The organism is Acetomicrobium hydrogeniformans ATCC BAA-1850 (assembly GCF_000160455.2).
Taxonomy (GTDB): domain Bacteria; phylum Synergistota; class Synergistia; order Synergistales; family Acetomicrobiaceae; genus Acetomicrobium; species Acetomicrobium thermoterrenum.
On record NZ_ACJX03000001.1, the window covers coordinates 1,894,836 to 1,911,648 of the forward strand.

General features: G+C 43.7%; 20 protein-coding genes. 12 read left to right on the forward strand and 8 right to left on the reverse strand.

What is annotated here, in order from left to right; all coding sequences use genetic code 11:
- The first annotated feature begins 1 nt into the window (after position 1).
- The 8 genes from moaC to tpiA all read left to right on the forward strand — a co-directional run bounded on the left by moaC (position 2) and on the right by tpiA (position 7,506).
- Positions 2–502 carry a cyclic pyranopterin monophosphate synthase MoaC gene (gene moaC / locus HMPREF1705_RS09480; protein WP_009201014.1) on the forward strand — a complete coding sequence of 167 codons (501 nt, stop codon included), beginning with the start codon at positions 2–4 and terminating at the stop codon, positions 500–502.
- Positions 495–1,289: a MogA/MoaB family molybdenum cofactor biosynthesis protein gene (locus tag HMPREF1705_RS09485; protein ID WP_009201013.1), complete on the forward strand. Its 795-nt coding sequence runs from the start codon at positions 495–497 to the stop codon at positions 1,287–1,289. The genes moaC and HMPREF1705_RS09485 overlap by 8 nt, the downstream gene beginning before the upstream one ends.
- A complete protein-coding gene (gene rapZ, locus HMPREF1705_RS09490; RefSeq protein ID WP_009201012.1) occupies positions 1,276–2,247 on the forward strand; it encodes an RNase adapter RapZ in 972 nt (323 codons plus the stop codon). Before HMPREF1705_RS09485 ends, rapZ begins: the two co-directional genes overlap by 14 nt.
- Entirely contained in the window at positions 2,231–3,409 is a 1,179-nt protein-coding gene (locus HMPREF1705_RS09495; RefSeq protein WP_009201011.1) for a gluconeogenesis factor YvcK family protein, read from the forward strand. Before rapZ ends, HMPREF1705_RS09495 begins: the two co-directional genes overlap by 17 nt.
- Positions 3,370–4,272, forward strand: a complete 903-nt coding sequence (gene whiA, locus HMPREF1705_RS09500; protein WP_009201010.1) for a DNA-binding protein WhiA — start codon at positions 3,370–3,372, stop codon at positions 4,270–4,272. The genes HMPREF1705_RS09495 and whiA overlap by 40 nt, the downstream gene beginning before the upstream one ends.
- A gap of 106 nt (positions 4,273–4,378) precedes the next feature.
- Positions 4,379–5,392: a type I glyceraldehyde-3-phosphate dehydrogenase gene (gene gap / locus HMPREF1705_RS09505; protein WP_009201009.1), complete on the forward strand. Its 1,014-nt coding sequence runs from the start codon at positions 4,379–4,381 to the stop codon at positions 5,390–5,392.
- A gap of 18 nt (positions 5,393–5,410) precedes the next feature.
- Positions 5,411–6,604 (forward strand): phosphoglycerate kinase, encoded by a 1,194-nt coding sequence (locus tag HMPREF1705_RS09510; RefSeq protein WP_057940962.1) that lies wholly within the window; start codon positions 5,411–5,413, stop codon positions 6,602–6,604.
- A gap of 92 nt (positions 6,605–6,696) precedes the next feature.
- On the forward strand, positions 6,697–7,506 hold the full coding sequence (gene tpiA, locus HMPREF1705_RS09515; RefSeq protein WP_057940963.1) for a triose-phosphate isomerase: 810 nt from the start codon (positions 6,697–6,699) through the stop codon (positions 7,504–7,506).
- A gap of 276 nt (positions 7,507–7,782) precedes the next feature.
- Here tpiA and rsfS read toward each other — a convergent pair whose 3' ends face one another.
- From rsfS to rplU, 7 genes are all read right to left on the reverse strand, one after another.
- The gene (rsfS, locus tag HMPREF1705_RS09520) at positions 7,783–8,175 is read right to left on the reverse strand and encodes a ribosome silencing factor (RefSeq protein ID WP_057940964.1); all 393 of its coding nucleotides are present in this window, start codon (positions 8,173–8,175) and stop codon (positions 7,783–7,785) included.
- Between the two features lie 84 nt (positions 8,176–8,259).
- Positions 8,260–9,534 carry an LCP family protein gene (locus HMPREF1705_RS09525; protein WP_071804935.1) on the reverse strand — a complete coding sequence of 425 codons (1,275 nt, stop codon included), beginning with the start codon at positions 9,532–9,534 and terminating at the stop codon, positions 8,260–8,262.
- Positions 9,535–9,540: 6 nt separating this feature from the next.
- Entirely contained in the window at positions 9,541–10,155 is a 615-nt protein-coding gene (gene nadD, locus HMPREF1705_RS09530) for a nicotinate-nucleotide adenylyltransferase (protein ID WP_242603580.1), read from the reverse strand.
- A gap of 50 nt (positions 10,156–10,205) precedes the next feature.
- Positions 10,206–11,495 (reverse strand): GTPase ObgE, encoded by a 1,290-nt coding sequence (obgE, locus tag HMPREF1705_RS09535; protein ID WP_057940966.1) that lies wholly within the window; start codon positions 11,493–11,495, stop codon positions 10,206–10,208.
- A 79-nt stretch (positions 11,496–11,574) separates the two neighbouring features.
- Entirely contained in the window at positions 11,575–11,856 is a 282-nt protein-coding gene (rpmA, locus tag HMPREF1705_RS09540) for a 50S ribosomal protein L27 (RefSeq protein ID WP_057940967.1), read from the reverse strand.
- On the reverse strand, positions 11,853–12,188 hold the full coding sequence (locus HMPREF1705_RS09545; RefSeq protein WP_057940968.1) for a ribosomal-processing cysteine protease Prp: 336 nt from the start codon (positions 12,186–12,188) through the stop codon (positions 11,853–11,855). Before HMPREF1705_RS09545 ends, rpmA begins: the two co-directional genes overlap by 4 nt.
- Positions 12,189–12,228: 40 nt before the next feature.
- The gene (gene rplU / locus HMPREF1705_RS09550; RefSeq protein WP_057940969.1) at positions 12,229–12,549 is read right to left on the reverse strand and encodes a 50S ribosomal protein L21; all 321 of its coding nucleotides are present in this window, start codon (positions 12,547–12,549) and stop codon (positions 12,229–12,231) included.
- A gap of 412 nt (positions 12,550–12,961) precedes the next feature.
- On the opposite strand from rplU, the gene HMPREF1705_RS11180 reads away from it, so the two are divergent.
- The 4 genes from HMPREF1705_RS11180 (at position 12,962) to HMPREF1705_RS09570 (ending at position 16,268) form a co-directional block, all read left to right on the forward strand.
- Positions 12,962–13,348 (forward strand): substrate-binding domain-containing protein, encoded by a 387-nt coding sequence (locus tag HMPREF1705_RS11180; protein WP_057940970.1) that lies wholly within the window; start codon positions 12,962–12,964, stop codon positions 13,346–13,348.
- The gene (locus HMPREF1705_RS09560; protein ID WP_083489976.1) at positions 13,275–13,730 is read left to right on the forward strand and encodes a substrate-binding domain-containing protein; all 456 of its coding nucleotides are present in this window, start codon (positions 13,275–13,277) and stop codon (positions 13,728–13,730) included. The genes HMPREF1705_RS11180 and HMPREF1705_RS09560 overlap by 74 nt, the downstream gene beginning before the upstream one ends.
- Before the next feature lie 19 nt (positions 13,731–13,749).
- A complete protein-coding gene (locus tag HMPREF1705_RS09565) occupies positions 13,750–14,529 on the forward strand; it encodes a Rossmann-like domain-containing protein (protein ID WP_057940972.1) in 780 nt (259 codons plus the stop codon).
- A gap of 158 nt (positions 14,530–14,687) precedes the next feature.
- Positions 14,688–16,268: an AAA family ATPase gene (locus HMPREF1705_RS09570; protein ID WP_057940973.1), complete on the forward strand. Its 1,581-nt coding sequence runs from the start codon at positions 14,688–14,690 to the stop codon at positions 16,266–16,268.
- Between the two features lie 97 nt (positions 16,269–16,365).
- On the opposite strand, the gene HMPREF1705_RS09575 is transcribed toward HMPREF1705_RS09570, so the two are convergent.
- Positions 16,366–16,794 (reverse strand): bifunctional nuclease family protein, encoded by a 429-nt coding sequence (locus HMPREF1705_RS09575; RefSeq protein ID WP_009200998.1) that lies wholly within the window; start codon positions 16,792–16,794, stop codon positions 16,366–16,368.
- Positions 16,795–16,813 lie beyond the last annotated feature (19 nt).

Genomic DNA, 16,813 nt, shown 5'->3' on the forward strand with positions numbered 1-16,813 from the left:
GATGGGCTTTGTAACGCATCTGGACGATTCAGGCCATCCTATGATGGTAGATGTCGGTTCGAAAGATCTTACTTCAAGAAGAGCTGTAGCCTGCGGTTGGATCATTTTGCCGAATAAAATATATAATATGGTTGATAAGGGCGATGTCCCAAAAGGCGATGTTTTAAAGGTCGCCGAACTTGCAGGCATAATGGCTGCCAAAAAGACTTGGGAGATAATTCCGCTGTGCCACAACTTAAGGTTGGATCATGTGAAGGTCCGGTGCGAATTGGATGAATTACGCCATGGCATAAAGGTAACGTCTGAAGTATCTGCCAGAGAAGTTACAGGCGTAGAGATGGAGGCATTGACGGCAGTTTCTGTAGCCCTTCTGACCATATATGACATGTGTAAAGGAATAGACAAGGGAATGCATTTTGAGGCAATACACTTGGTCGAAAAAAGCGGCGGCAAAAGCGGCAACTACCTTTGGGAGGATAGGGAAAGTGCACAGGATGATTAAGAAGAGACTGATAAGAATTTATGATGGCGAAAAGGACGTTACAATGGCATATCTTCATGTAGGTAATAAGAGAGAGACTATGGTCGATGGAATGGTAAAGAAGATTTTTATAACCGCTCCCATGCCTTTGTTGCCATTAAACGAGTCGGCTTTGACTTTGGTACTATCTCATGGAGTCGAAGACAGCGAAAATCTCGTTTCCTTTGACAATGGAGAGGTTATCTTAAAGTTGCATAGCGACAATAAAGCTGAGATATTCAAGGGTGGATTTTTACGTCTATCTATGGAATATGACGAGTGGTTTCCCATCAACTTGGGGATTTTGACAGTCAGCGACAGAAGAAGTAAAGGGGAGTTAACAGATACCTCTGGCCCATCCCTTGAGGAGAATTCTCAATCTATAGGTGCAGTGAGAAAAAAATACGATATAGTACCTGACGAAATAGAGGAAATACAGAGGGTTGTCCGGCATTGGTGTGATGATGTAGGGCTCGATTTAATTTTGATAACTGGGGGCACCGGTATCTCGCGAAGGGATGTGACTCCCGAGGCCATTTTAGAAATATCGGACAAGATTATCTATGGTATAGGCGAGTATATGCGCTGGTCGACATCTTTAAACAATCCAATGTCCATCTTGAGCAGGGGAATGGCTGTAACGAGGGGAAAGACCGTTATAGTTGCCCTTCCCGGGAGTGAAAAAGGGGCGACAGAATGCTTCTCTGCCGTATCTCCCACCCTAAGGCACGCTGTGGAGGTGCTAACAGACAGGCATGTCCAACATTGACGGGAACAATAATAAAAGGCAAATCGATATACCGTGCAATAACCACGATGAGGAATATGGGAAGCAAGGCATCTCAAAGTGTATTATCATTACCGGAATGTCAGGCGGTGGTAAATCTACCGCCTTAAAGATATTGGAAGACATTGGTTTTTATGCCATAGATAATATTCCGCCGGCAATACTGCCGCAATTGATAGACATGCTTAAAACTCACGAGGCAGCCGTCAATAACGGTATAGTTGCGGTAATTGATGTTAGGGGCGGCATCCTTCTTAAAGGTTTTGAAGATGTTATAACGACGCTCAAAAGCAAAGTGTCCTTAGTTAAGGTGATTTTTTTGGATGCCGGCGACGAAATATTAATAAGGCGTTATGAAACGACGAGAAGAAGGCACCCTTTAGGCAAAGATCTGCCTTTGAGCGTAATGATCTCAAAAGAGAGGAGCGTGGTGGCTCCCGTAAGGGAGTTGGCCGATGTGGTAATAGACACGAGTAATTTAAATATTCAAGAGCTGAAGGATGCCTTGTTAAAATCGTTGGGTATGATGGATGCGGAACCATCGGTCATCATAACTTCCTTTGGATATAAATATGGCATCCCTTCGGACTGTGATTACGTTTTTGACGTAAGATTCTTGGAAAATCCATTTTATTGCCCATCCCTTCGTAATCTTACCGGGGTTGACGTCGAGGTCCAGGAATATCTGTTAAATTTCACTGAAACTGAGAAATTTTACAACGAATCTTTGCGTTTGATAAAGCTGATTCTTCCCTTATATCGAAAAACGGGCAAACCGCAGGTGCACATTGGTGTAGGCTGTACAGGAGGAAGGCATCGTTCCGTTGCCTATTCCGAATGGCTTGCCAAAGAGCTGTCGATCGATGGAGAAAAGTGTATTATCAGGCATCGGGACATAGAAAAGGATAAGGAGAAAGTGAGCAATGTCATCGCTGATTAGTTTTTTTGCCGGTGCATTTTTGGGTGGAGCCGTGGCTTATATATTTTCTAAGAAAGCAGCTGATTCCACTAATAACGACGGTATGGCAAAAGACAGGAAAAAAAATAAAGAAAAATATAGGGATGTTTATCTCCGCGCGTCGCGTCAGAGGCTTTCTATGGGGCCCTACGTGGTCGCTATTGGCGGAGGAACAGGGCTGTCTGCTTTGTTGAGGGGTTTGAAATGTTTCACCAGAAATATAACGGCTGTCGTCGCGGTGACCGATGAGGGTGGTAGCTCCGGGCGCTTGCGCCAGGAGTGGGGGGTATTGCCGCCGGGTGATATTAGAAATTGTCTTTTAGCTCTTGCTGAAGATGATAGTTCTTTAAACAGGCTTCTTAACTTTCGATTTGATCGTGGAGAATTAACCGGCCACAGTTTGGGCAACCTGCTTCTCCTTGCAGCGACAGAAATAGCCGGTGACTTCAGAATGGGAATAGAGGAATTGAACAATATGCTGGCTATAAGGGGGCAAGTACTCCCTGTTACCACTGAAAGCGTAACTTTAGTGGGAAAAACTATAAACGGCGAGAGAATTGAGGGTGAGTTGAATATCACAAATTACGGCAAATACCTGGAAGATATCTGGCTTGAGCCTAAGAGCGTAAAGCCTCTGTCCGAGACGTTGAAGGCGATCGAAAATGCCGATCTTATAATTCTTGGACCGGGCAGTCTTTTTACCAGTGTCATACCCAACCTCCTTGTTGAAAAAGTCGCCGATTCCGTTAAAACTTCTTCCACGCCGGTTGTTTATGTTTGCAACCTCATGACTCAACCATGCGAAACCGAGGGGTTTACCGTATGGGACCACGTGAGATGGATCAGTAAAGTTTTAAAAGGCTTTCCTGACTTTGTAGTGGCCAATTCGAAGGCTTTGCCTCATGAAATTGTATCAAAATATGTTGCCCAAGGTTCGATGCCGTTGTTGTTAACACCCGAGGAAAGGGAGAAGTTCAAGAAAATCGGTATATACTTAATTGAGGATGAGTTATGTAAGATTGAAGAAGGGGCGGTCCGGCATGATTCAATTAAATTAGCCGAATGTCTGATGAAGATAGCGAGAAGCGCGAGGGAAAAGGAAATATGGAAAGAATCGATTCAATTTTCTGGGATGAGTGGATAAATAGCGTATCTTTAGATAAAAGCAGGACAGATACCGAATGTTCAGGAATCATAGAAGGAATTTTTGTCAAGCAAAAGATGAATTATGCAATATGTGCATCGCTGCGATTGTATGTATTTAGGAGGCTTTATTCGCTCTGGAAATATACGCGATGGTCGGATGTTAATATTTCGTCATATATGAGAGTTCCCGAAAACAAAAAAGGTCGGGTTAAGTTGATCTTGCCCATTGATCTTTACGAAGACATCTCTAGATCAAAGGCCTCTTGGGCATGGTTGCGGGGATTATTTGGCAGCTGCGGTTCAATATTCTGGCCTAAGAACGGCTATCACTTAGTCTTCAGGATTAAAAATGATAAGTTATGCGAAAAGCTATTGGCTTTCATGAATGCCAAGGGAATCAAGAATACCTTCAGAAATCGTTCTGGCAGTTACGAGGTGCAGGTTCGTAGCCACGAATCCATCACGACGCTTCTTGCGGGCATGGAGCTTATGAAGACCTCTCTTATGCTCGAGGAAAAATTTATAATCCGATCCGTTAAAAGCAGAGCAAATAAACAGGTTAATTGCGACACGTCCAATATCAGAAAAAGCCTTCAGGCGGCCGAAAAGCAGCTTTATATTAGTAAATTGCTTGTTAAAACCGGCATTATAAACGATCTTCCTGCATATATGCAGGATCTCGTGCTTGTACGACTAAACTACCCCAGTGCTACTCTTCGGGAAGTCGGGCAATTGCTATCCAAGCCCGTCAGTAAAAGCACTGTAGAATACAGATGGAACAAACTTGAAAACATGATCAAAGAAATTTCCGATATAGACCTGGATGCCGGTTATGAAGGAGTCAAATTTTCCGGCTCATGATTCGATTTGTAATAACCCATCATGGCTGCTAAAATATAATATAAGTTGTACCTAATTTTGAACAATCAAGTTGATCTTCTAATGCTAACAGGAGGTGGAGTGTATTATGACAAAAAAAATAGCTATAAACGGTTTTGGGCGTATTGGACGTTTGTTTTTGAGGGCTTTGATGCAATACGATGCCCAGAAAGAATGTGATGTGGTGGCCGTCAATGATTTGGCATCGCCGGAGATATTGGGTTATCTCTTCAAGTATGATTCCGTCCATCGTCGTTATCCGGGCGAAGTAAAAGTGGACGGCGATTATATAATTATAGATGGGCATAAGATAAAAGTATGCGCTGAGCCAGATCCTTCCAAGCTTCCGTGGAAGGATCTCGGCGTAGATGTCGTAGTGGAATCAACGGGTCGATTTACCGATGGCGAAAAGGCAAAAGCCCATTTAGCAGCAGGAGCTAAAAAGGTAATCATTTCGGCACCTGCGAGCAATGAAGACATCACAATAGTAATGGGAGTAAATGAGGATAAATATGATCCTACCAAACATGTAATCATCTCCAATGCGTCTTGTACCACAAATTGCCTTGCTCCTTTAGTTAAGGTGTTGCACAAGGAATTCGGTATTTTGCGTGGGCTCATGACCACGGCGCATTCTTATACGAACGACCAGGTGACTTTAGATTTTCCCCACAAAAAAGACCCCGCTCGCGGCAGGGCTGCGGGCCTTTCTATAATTCCTACATCTACGGGTGCAGCAAAGGCCATAGGCAAGGTAATTCCGGAATTGAAGGGATTGCTTAACGGAATTGCGCTCCGCGTTCCTACGCCAGATGTGTCCATCGTGGATCTGGTTGCAGAATTAAAGAAACCGGCAACAGTTGAAGAGATCAATGCAGCAATGAAAAAGTACGCGGAAGGAGAGTTGAAAGGCATTCTCGCCTACGAACCTGGTCCTTTGGTGTCCGCAGACTTCATAGGAGATCCCCATTCTGCTATATTTATGCCAAATCAAACGATGGCAATAGACTGCACGGTTAAGGTCTTTGCATGGTACGACAACGAATGGGGCTATTCCTGCAGGCTGGTCGATTTGGCAAACTACGTTGCAAAATCGCTTTAGTCAGGCTGGTGGTTGCATATGAAATTGAGGATCCCAGACTCCAAAGACGTATCAGGTAAAAAAGTTCTAGTCAGGGTCGATTTTAATGTGCCTATGAAGGACGGTGTCGTTACCGACGACACGCGCATTAAAGCACACCTCGATACTTTAACGTTTTTGAGAAATAGCGGGGCCCGTCTCGCCTTGGTATCCCACTTAGGTCGCCCTAAAGAGGGACGGGATTCGCAGTTCTCGCTTAAACCCGTAGCAGAGCATTTAAAGGCATTGACCGGATGGAAGGTTACTTTTATTCAAGATTGCATTGGCGAAGAAGTGACGCGCGCAGTCGCTTCTCAGCAACAAGAAGAAGTGCTCGTCTTGGAAAATGTCCGTTTCTATAAGGGGGAGACCAAAAATGACCCCGACTTTGCGAAAGAGCTTGCAAAGCCCTTTGAGGTTTTCGTCATGGATGCCTTTAGCGCTGCCCATAGAGCACATGCTTCTACACGTGGGGTGGTCGATTATCTGACGTCCTTTGCAGGTTTTCTCATAAAAAGAGAAATCGATTCCCTCGGCCTTGTAAGGGACAATCCGGCTCATCCTTATATACTTATCTTAGGCGGAGCGAAGGTGTCGGATAAAATAGGAGTTATCGAGAACCTCATTTCTAAGGTCGATCACATCATCATAGGCGGAGGCATGGCATATACCTTCCTAAAAGCTAGGGGATACGGGATAGGAAAATCTTTGTGTGAAGAGGAAAAACTGGAATATGCTAAGGAAATGCTTGAGCTTTCCCGTTCTAGGGGCGTTGAGATTCATCTTCCCGTTGATTCCGTCGTAGCACCAGACGTAAAAGCCGATGTACCAGCATCTGTCATAGATCTTGAGACGTCAATACCGGAGGACATGATGGCCCTTGATATTGGACCGAAGTCCATTGATAATTTTAGCAAGATAATAGGTAAAGCGAAAACAGTCTTTTGGAACGGTCCTATGGGAGTATTTGAACTGGAGCCCTTCAGAGCCGGTACCGAAAAGGTGGCATTGGCTGTAGCACAAGTCACTAAAAATGGCGGACACACAGTTATCGGTGGGGGAGACACCGCTGCGGCCGTGAATATGCTCGGATTTTCCGATCAAATGTCTCACGTTTCCACGGGAGGCGGAGCCAGCCTTGAGTTTATGGAGGGTAAGGTACTTCCCGGTATCGAGCCCCTGTTGGCGGAATAAAGAAAATTAGAAGAATAAAGAAAACTATGCAAGCGGAGCGCCAAAAGTGCTCCGCTTAACTTTAATAAATTTAATAAAAAGGAGGATCAATCATGAGAAGAGTTCCTTTTCTTGCCGGCAATTGGAAGATGCACAAAGGACCCAAGGAGACGAAGGAATATATCGTCGAGCTTTTTGAAGCCGCAGCAAAAGATACGTCTCTTAAAGGGGTTTTAAAAGAAAACAAAGTAGAACTCGGTATATTTCCGCCCTTCGTCAGTTTAGAGACTGCTGGCAGAGAAATTGCTTCGGCGGATATCTCCCTTTCCTTGGGAGCTCAAAACATGCATTGGGAGGACAGTGGAGCCTTTACAGGCGAAATAGCTGGAAAAATGTTAATGGAAGTAGGGTGTAAATATGTGATCCTTGGACATAGTGAAAGGCGTCACATATTTGGCGAATCGGACGAGACGATCGGGAAGAAAATGAACAAAGCTTTAGAGATAGGACTAAAGCCTGTGTTGTGCGTTGGGGAGACGCTCGAGGAAAGGGATGAGGGAATTACCGAATTCGTAGTTAAAAGACAGCTGGAGGAGGCTTTGAGAGGCATCAGAGAGCACGAAAATATCAAAGACAATATAGTTATAGCCTATGAGCCTGTTTGGGCCATTGGAACGGGCCGTAAGGCCAGCGATGAGGATGCTCAAGGCGTATGTGCATATATAAGAAAATTTATCGAAGAAAGTTTTGGTTCCACAGCTGCCGAGGGCATTCGAATCCTATATGGCGGAAGCGTAAAACCCGATAATGCAAAGGGTTTGATGGAACAGAAAGATATTGATGGCGCTTTGATTGGCGGCGCGTCATTAGACGTTGGAACCTTTTTGGGAATTATAAGAAACACGATCGAAGCTCTACAGTAACCATGAATATGAGCGCACGATCGAAGTTCTACAGTAACCATACTAACTGATAACTAACTGATAACTGAATGGAAGCTGAATGGAAACTTTAAATTTCGACGTAACAAATGTAACATAAGATACATTATAGGACACTATGAAAAACACATAAGACCAGGTGCTCTTTTTCTGATCCTGGTCTTATGTGTAACTTATCTATTCTATAGTCTATAGCAAGTCTATAGCAGAAGTTAATGCTTGCTAAAATTATTACTACATGATATTTAATATTGCTTTCTATGCGTTAAGTACCGCTACAGGTTCTCCGTCTTCGTCGTAATGTAGTATAGGTACATCTCCCCAGATGCGCTCCAAGTCGTAAAATTTTCGTCCTTCCTGACTGAAGATGTGGATGATTACGTCGCCGCAATCTATCAAACGCCACAAGTTACTGTCTCTGCCTTCGACTGTATAGGTAATTTGGCGTTCATCCAGCGCGTCCGTTATGGTGTCTAAAAGGGCTTTCATATGGCTCTCTGAATTACTGTTTGAGATGAAAAAGATATCGGCGAACCCGGAAACCTCGCTGATATCTATAGAAATAATATCTTGGGCTTTCTTGGAGGCTAAAACCTTTGCAATCCATTCGTATTTTTCCATTACACCTTCGCTCGCCTTGCTGATGTCCAATCACCCCTCCTTAAATTTGTCTCGCTTCTTTAACTTTCATTATACCTCATCTTTATCCAGCTTACTACCTACAGCCTACAGCCTTTACCTCAAACCGCTCTCCAGCCTTGCGAGGATGGACTTATAATCATGTCCTATAATGATTGTAAGGTTGGTTGTGCTATCGCTTGGCTTTACCAGAGCGTCGGAAATGCCAAGCAACTGACCTAGCATCTTCGATTCCCTCTCGAGATTTCTTGGATACAATATAGATGTATAGTGATAGTCGAAGTGCCGGGCATTACTTTTATACGCTATATCGATACCATACCGTTGTAATACGTCTGCAAATTGATTTGCTAGTCCTGCGGTCCCATCACCATTTAATACAGCTACCCTACAAGTGATATTTCGAGCTATCGTATTTCTATCGATTTGCTCTTTACCCTCTTCTAGCAATTTCTCGGGTGATGTGGCCGTATCTTTCATCGCATTGCCCTCTTCTTGTTCTTCTTCGCTTATTGGAGCTGAAAGCATCGCTAAAGCCCTGTTTACATCGCCCAGCCAGTAGCTGACGCCCGATAAAACAGCGGGCTTTCCTGGCAGCGTGAAAAATCTTATATTCTGTGGCGGTATATCTCTAAAGTACATTGCCAATTTAAGTGCCTCTTCGGCCGGCAAATCAGTCTGAAGTGCTTGTATAATTTCCTTCAACAACGTTGGCATTTTCGTGCTAACGGCTTGATTGACGATCTTTTGAAGCAGCGCCTTCATGAATTGTTGTTGTCTTTTAATCCTCCCTATATCACCTAATGCGTCATGTCTAAATCTAACGAACTTTAATGCAGTTTCTCCATCCATGTGTTGTAAACCCTGTGGGATATCTATGTAGAGGCCACCTGCCCTATCGACATATTTAAGCCTTTTTTCGACGTATATATCGACTCCTCCCAGCAGGTCTACTATCTTAGGAAAGGAGCTATAGTCCAATTCGATATAATAATGGATTGGCATTCCTAGGTAGTTTATGAGTGTTCTGTTCAGTAGTTCTATCCCCCCATAGGGATAGGCATGATTGATCTTATCCCAACCGCGACCAGGAATTTGGACCCTGGTGTCTCTGGGGATGGATAAAACTTGAACTGTCTTATTGTCAAGATCCAGCGTAGTGAAGAGGATTGTATCGGCACGATGGGAATCTTCGGTGTTGTCTTTGCCTACTATGCAAATATTTATCTTCCCCGTTTTTTCGTCGTGTTGAACGCTCTCTTTTATCGACTCTACTTTAGGCGAAAAATAGCCGTACAGACGAACGTAAGCTCCTCCTACGGTTGCAACGACCATAGCCATTATCAAAAGTGCGAGCTTCAATTTCGTCAAATGAGGTCACCTTCCCTCTAATGAATAAAGGTTTCTCTTATATATAAAATGCTCCACGGTCCAGGGCAAAAAATATCTTATGCTTTGCCCTGCAGCGACACGTCTTCTTATTTCTGTGCTCGATATGGCAAGCAGCGGTATTTCCAGCGGTATCACTGCCCGCTTTATCTCCTCCGGCAATGACTCCAATTGCGAGACATTGTAACCCGGCCTTGAAGCTGCAACTATATGGGCAACGCGAGCGATCTCGTAAGGTTCCTTCCATAAAGGCATTTGCAATACGGCATCGATGCCTGTTATGAAAAAAAATTCTACCTCCCTCGGCAAATACCAATGTCTCATTTCCCTTAACGTGTCAATGGTATGCGATGGTCCTCCGCGTTCGATCTCGATTTTAGATATTTTAAAATGGGGATTATCGACTATGGCCATACAGGTCATGATATAGCGATCTTCTGCAGACGTTATCATTTTATTGTTTTTATGGGGAGGGCTGCCCGTTGGTACAAATATCACCTCTGACAGGTTGAGCGATATATAGGCCTCTTCTGCAACAACCAAATGCCCGAAATGAATGGGATCAAAGGTGCCTCCCATGATGCCAACTTTAAGTCTGCTCATAAAATTGGATCGCCTCTGAGGCAAGACCATATCTCCCCTTTCTTCGTCGATCATTTGACATCGGGTTCATATTCGAACTCCAAATCACCTATGCAAACGGTATCTCCTTCTTTTGCTCCCATCTTGTCCAGTAATTCCTCTACTCCTAATCTGGCAATGATCTTACCGAAACGCAAAATCGCCTCTTCTTGGCCAAAGTCATATCGTTTTACTAATTCTTCAAGATATGGACTGATGACCCTATATTTACCCTCTTCAAGGATTTCTATCCTTATGTCCGAATCGCGGTAAAATTCTGACTTGGTGGCATGTCTTAGGGGATAAAGCCTCCTGTTGTCGGGGGTCAACTTCGAAAGTTTCTGCAATAACAGCTCTGCCAGTTCTTTTATACCTCTTCCCGTTACAGTGCTTGTAAAGCAAATCTCTTGCTTTGACTTCTCTGCCCATTTTGCGATCTGATCCAAAAAAGAGGCATCATCAATCAGATCCGTTTTATTGGCCACCAGCAAAGAAGGTTTTTTGAGTATTTGATCGTTATATTTTGAAATCTCCTCACGAAGAGTTATCCATTGTTCCTCTATGTTGTCGATCGAATGAGATGATACATCTAAAACATGTAATATGAAGCGACTTCGCTCTATATGCCTCAGGAACGAGAGACCTAATCCCTTGTTTTCCGATGCACCCTCTATCAACCCCGGGATATCTGCCAAAGTTATGCGGAAATCATCTTCCTGTATAACGCCAAGGTTGGGATTTATGGTTGTAAATGGATAATCGGCAATTTTAGGCTTCGCATTTGATAAACTAGCTAGCAAGCTGGATTTCCCCACATTCGGAAGCCCTATTATCGCCACGTCGGCAAGTATCTTTAGTTCTAATATAAGATGTTTTGTTTGGCCCTCTTCCCCTTTTTCGGAAAAGCGGGGAGCTTGGTTGACGGGCGTCGTAAAAGCAGCATTCCCCCTTCCACCTCTTCCTCCAAGGGCAACTAACAAGCCGTCGCCAGGATTTACTAAGTCGCCCAAGGGCTCGCCGGTCTCTGCGTCCCACACGATCGTCCCACAGGGAACTTCTATTATTAGATCCTCTCCATCCTTGCCGGACTGATTTCTCTTTCTTCCATCTTGGCCTGATTGAGCTTTAAACTGGGTTTTGTAGGTAAAATCTTCGAGGGTTTGAATTTTGTCAGAGGCTTTTATGTAAACGTTTCCCCCTCTTCCTCCGTTTCCACCATCCGGGCCACCTTTAGGGACGTATTTTTCTCTCCTAAAACTCATGCATCCCTTGCCACCATGGCCGGCATGAACAATAATTTCCGCTCTATCGATAAACTTCAATTTACATCACCCGTAGTAATAGAATAGGGACCTGACATGACAAGGCCCCTATTCGCGTATTTGTCAAACCTATTTTATCCTATTCTTCAACGGGAATTACGCTCACGTATTTCCTGTTTCTTTTGTTTTCGAACTTAACTACTCCTTTTTTTAGAGCAAAAATAGTGTAATCCTTGCCGAGCCCTACATTTTGTCCGGGATGAACTTTAGTACCGCGCTGGCGGACGATGATGTTACCGGCATCCACGACTTGCCCGTCGTACCTTTTAACTCCTAACCTCTTGCTAATGCTGTCTCTGCCGTTTTGGCTGCTCCCCTGCCCTTTTTTGTGCGCAAACAACTGTATATCAAACCTGATCAATTTATACTCACCTCCACAATTTGCACATACCCGGGATAGGAATCGGCAATGGACCTTAAGCTGCCCAGCACTGTTTCTATTACCGCCTTCGCCTTTGGATCTTCAAGGGTTCCTTCGTTCCAAGAGAGGAAAAACAAAGGTACGTCATCTTGGATATCGAAAACTACATCTTTAGCTTCGACGACCTCTTTTAGTCCTAAAAGGAGGGCATGCATTAAGGTCGACACTGCTGCGCAAACGACATCTTCTCCCTTTTGAGCATATCCGCTGTGTCCTCTGGCTTCAACCGATAATGGCCCTTTTTCCCCTATCCCTATACTAATTTTAATCATTCTTACCGAAATCTGAAATACTTCATTATGTTTAGATAAGTTAATACTTCACGGACAAGATCTCGATTTCCGAGTAGGGTTGACGGTGGCCTTTGAACCTTTGATAATTAGTTTTGTTTTTGAATTTGAAGACGATGACTTTTTTGTCTTTGCCGTGATTCTTAATGGTTGATTCCACGCTGGCACCGGGAATAGTCGGATTTCCCACCTTTACTTCCTGATCGTCGGATATCATTAGAACTCGATCAAGCTTTACTATATCTCCTGGTTGTCCCTCTAGCTTCTCGACTTTCAACACATCTCCAGGCGATACACGATACTGCTTCCCACCGGTTTCTACAATAGCATAAGTCAAACTCATTACCTCCTCTCGCTGAGCAACTCGGGCGGCAATTGCCTTGGAGCCCGTCTCAAGCGGTAATCGTCCCATATTTATGGGACTTATGCATTTTAAATAAGAAGGACCGTGAAGTCAATAAGAAACTCACTACCTCCAGGACAAATTTATTTCTTGGCTATATGTCATTTGCCCTTGTATGACTGCGGACAAGACTATAACCACTTATATTAGGCATTGGATCACAATCCTGGCGACATGACCTCAATAACCTTCTTTTAAGTTTTAGTATACTACTTTTCTATATAAAACAAAACCGATCAGTAGTCATACTATAAACGGGCACGCATTTGCAACCTAGTTGCAATATATATCTAACTGTGATAATTTACTATACAAGCACATGTCCCATTCAATATAAGAGGGGGTAAATCAATTGAAACGAGCTGTTAGAGTTTTTGTAATTATCATGTGCGTCCTGTCAATATGGTGTGCACCAGTTATGGCTAATGTGGTTGCCGTTGCAGCTGGCATAGCTCCCTGCGTTGAAGAGGTGATGGAGGCTTATGCCGAGGCTGGAGGAGAAAAAATGGAATTTGTAAAGGAAGCGTGTGGTCCTTTGGCAAATAAGATAGCGATGGGTGCGCCATATGATATGTTTTTGGCTTCTGAGCCCAGATGGCCAAAATGGTTAAAGGCCAAGGGAATGCTAGTCGACGTTCACGCCTTTGCCGTTAAAGGCCAAGGGAATGCTAGTCGACGTTCACGCCTTTGCCATAGGGCAATTGGTGATGTGGCGTTTTTCTTCGGAGGCTCCATGTGAGAGCGATATTGAAAAGTCCAAAATAGCCGTGCCAAATCCCGATATAACAGCTTATGGAAACCTGGCAAAGCAATATCTTGATGAGGCAGGATTATGGGATAAAATGATGGCTGAAAAGAGGATTATTTTAGTTGGCAATGCACCGCAGGCTGTCGTCGCGGCGAAAGGAAGTGCTGCCGAGATAGCGTTTATTCCTCTCAGCATGGCCATAAAAGCAGGCGGCAATTATACTCCTCTATCCGGAATGACTGTCGATCAAGTGGGGGGTCTCACTATTAGAGCCAATGAGGAGGTCCGCAAATTTTGGATTTTCTGTCGTTCCGAAAGGTCTTTTCCTATTTGGACGAAGTGGGGATTTTTATCGCCAGATAACACGAAGTAATAGGGGGGGTTAATGTGCAATGAAGTGCATTGAAAATAACAAAAGTTCTGATTTGCTTCTCGATGTAAGAAAAATAGTGTTAAAAAATATTAAAAGCCTTTCTCATCTTCTGGATGAGTCTGTTTTCGTAGAGCCCCTAGGCGTTGAAGAAGCACTTGGAGACCCTGCTCCCTATAAAGATTTTGCTCTTCAGCGCGGGGAGGAAAAGCTTATCGAGGCTACGCTAAATGGAGAAAAGGGGCAGGCCTTTACGTCAAGGCCTTCCCGTTGGAGGGGGACTCTCGAAGAAGTGCTTCTTTTGCCATTGAATCTGGAGAAAAACAGGGCTATTTTCTTGGCTACAGTTAATGCATTGGGAAGGCATCTTGGCTGGGACGATCATACCATTCATTGCAAAGATAAAGCTCCAGACCGTTGCGGGCGAAAAATGGCGGAATTTGTAAGCGAGACATTAGATCCTTCAGCCAAAGTGGGGATAATAGGATACCAACCGGCAATTATTAAACATATGGCGGAAGTTTTGGGAAAAGAAAGGGTCAAATTATGTGACTTAAACCCTCAAAATATAGGAAAAGATGTCTTTGGAGTGAGAGTATTGGACGGTGACACAGCGCTTGAAGAGATCGCAAGGGATTGCAGAGTCTGTCTCATTACCGGCTCGACTCTAGTAAATAGCACACTGGATAGAATACTTCAGACCATGGAAACCAGAGGGGTAAAACCTTTTATTTATGGTACAACCGCAGCTATACCCGCCAAACTTTTGGGCATTGAAAGACTATGTTTTGAGGCCCAATGAATTAAGTGAGATTGCCAAACTCTCGGATGTAAAATATGAAAAGCATATGGGTAACATGTGCTCTTTGGTATATTTTGTCCCTCGTTATGCCTTAAATTTTAGTTTTTGTCATGTTATGATTAACTCAAAATTAAGGAAATGCAGAGGTTTGAAGTTATATGTCAAAAATAGAATTGAACGAAGACTTTCGCAAAGCATTAGATCTCATGGAAAATTCCGATAAAAACGTATTCGTTACCGGCCGTGCCGGAACAGGAAAGTCCACATTATTGTCTTATTTCCAACAGAACACGAAAAAAAGAGTCGTGGTTTTAGCCCCCACCGGCGTTGCTGCCTTGAACGTCAAAGGTCAGACCATTCATTCTTTTTTCGGTTTTAAGCCCAACGTTACTCCCGACCAGATCAAAAAGTCTCGTTCTCCCAATGGTGCGACGAACATTTACAAAAAGATAGATACGATCATCATAGACGAGGTCTCCATGGTCCGAGCTGATTTACTAGACTGCGTCGACAAGTTTTTGAGACTCCATGGGCCCAAAAGCAAGTTGCCCTTTGGTGGAATTCAAATGGTATTCATCGGAGATTTGTATCAACTTCCCCCCGTTGTAACGAAAAACGAAAGAGATGTTTTTAAGACCCTCTATAAGACACCTTATTTTTACAGTGCCAAGGCCTTTGAGACCTTGGATGTGGAATTTGTGGAGTTGGATAAGATATATCGCCAGCACGACCAGAAGTTCATAGATTTGCTGGGAACAATTCGCAACAAGACCATAACGGATGAGGATATAAAGCTACTGAACAGCCGCGTAATGCCCGACTTCGAGCCCGATCCTGAAGAATTCTTCGTATATTTGACCACAACAAATAAACGTGCGGAAGAAATTAATGAGCAGCACCTTTTCCAATTAAAAGGTATGACTTATGTTTTTAAAGGCGCTATCAAAGGCGATTTTGGTAACGAATATCTGCCGACGGCCTTGGAGCTTAAGGTAAAAGAGGGAGCCCAAATTATGCTTTTGAACAACGACTCCCTGGGCAGGTGGGTAAACGGAAGTATCGGGAAAATTATCGAGATTTATAAAGACGTCTTAGAGGACGATCGAGAGGAATACGTCATAGTGGTAGAGCTTTCAGACGGAAGGGAGGTCGAAGTGACCCCTCACACCTGGGAGATTTACGACTTTTACGTAGACGGAGATAAACTGAAGTCTCAAACCGTAGGCAAGTTCAGGCAATATCCAATGATGCTTGCCTGGGCAGTGACGATACATAAAAGCCAGGGCAAGACCTTCGATAAGGTCATCATTGACATTGGACGCGGGGCCTTTGCCCATGGCCAAGTTTATGTTGCTTTGAGCCGTTGCACTTCTCTGGAGGGAATCATACTAAAAAAACCCATCAAGAAAGAACATATCTGGATGGACTGGAACGTGGTGCATTTCTTGACGGAGTGCCAATATAGCAAGGCTGAGGAGATGCAATCCCTAGACGACAAGATCGGGAGAATTAGAGAGGCCATAAACAAAGATTTGGCTTTGGAAATCGTTTACCTTAAGCCAAATAACGAGAAAAGCAAAAGAATCATAACCCCCTTTGAAGTCGGAGAGATGGAATACAAAGGGAAAAAATACATAGGAATACGGGCATTTTGCAACTCCAGACAGGGAGAAAGGGTTTTTAGAGTTGACAGGATTTTAAGTTTAAAGGTTTTAGAAAGTCCTGTCCTTAAAGAATAGACATTATGTAAAAATATGTAAAAATTTAAGTGAATTAACTTTCTATAATGTTGCTAAGCCTATCTTTTGTCTTAAGGTTTGGCGCGTGTTAAGTCGGTTAATTGTGTCCGACGTTTAAATCAGAAGAATTTACGGTAAACTCCGTCAGCTTTATGTCCATGTATATTGGTGCGTTATAGGCGACGGCAAGGGCGATTGCATCGCTGGGGCGAGAATCAACTTCATATGTGTAACTTTTGTGCCTAAGATAAAGGTTAGCATAATAGACATTGTCTTTAATGTTGTTGATTATGACTTGCTCCACCTCCGCGCCCAAAAGGTCCAATAGGTTTCTTAAGAGGTTGTGAGTAAGTGGGCGACTGGGCGTTACGCCCTGCAAGTTCATTAAAATGGCCATAGCTTCAACGGGACCGATGACGATAGGCAGGACTTTAGTTTCCTCCTTATCACTGAGCATAACAATATGATTGTTGTCCTCGTCCACAGCTATGCCTTTTACGAAGACTTCAATGTTGTTGTCAAACATTGTTATCACCTCGCTTCTC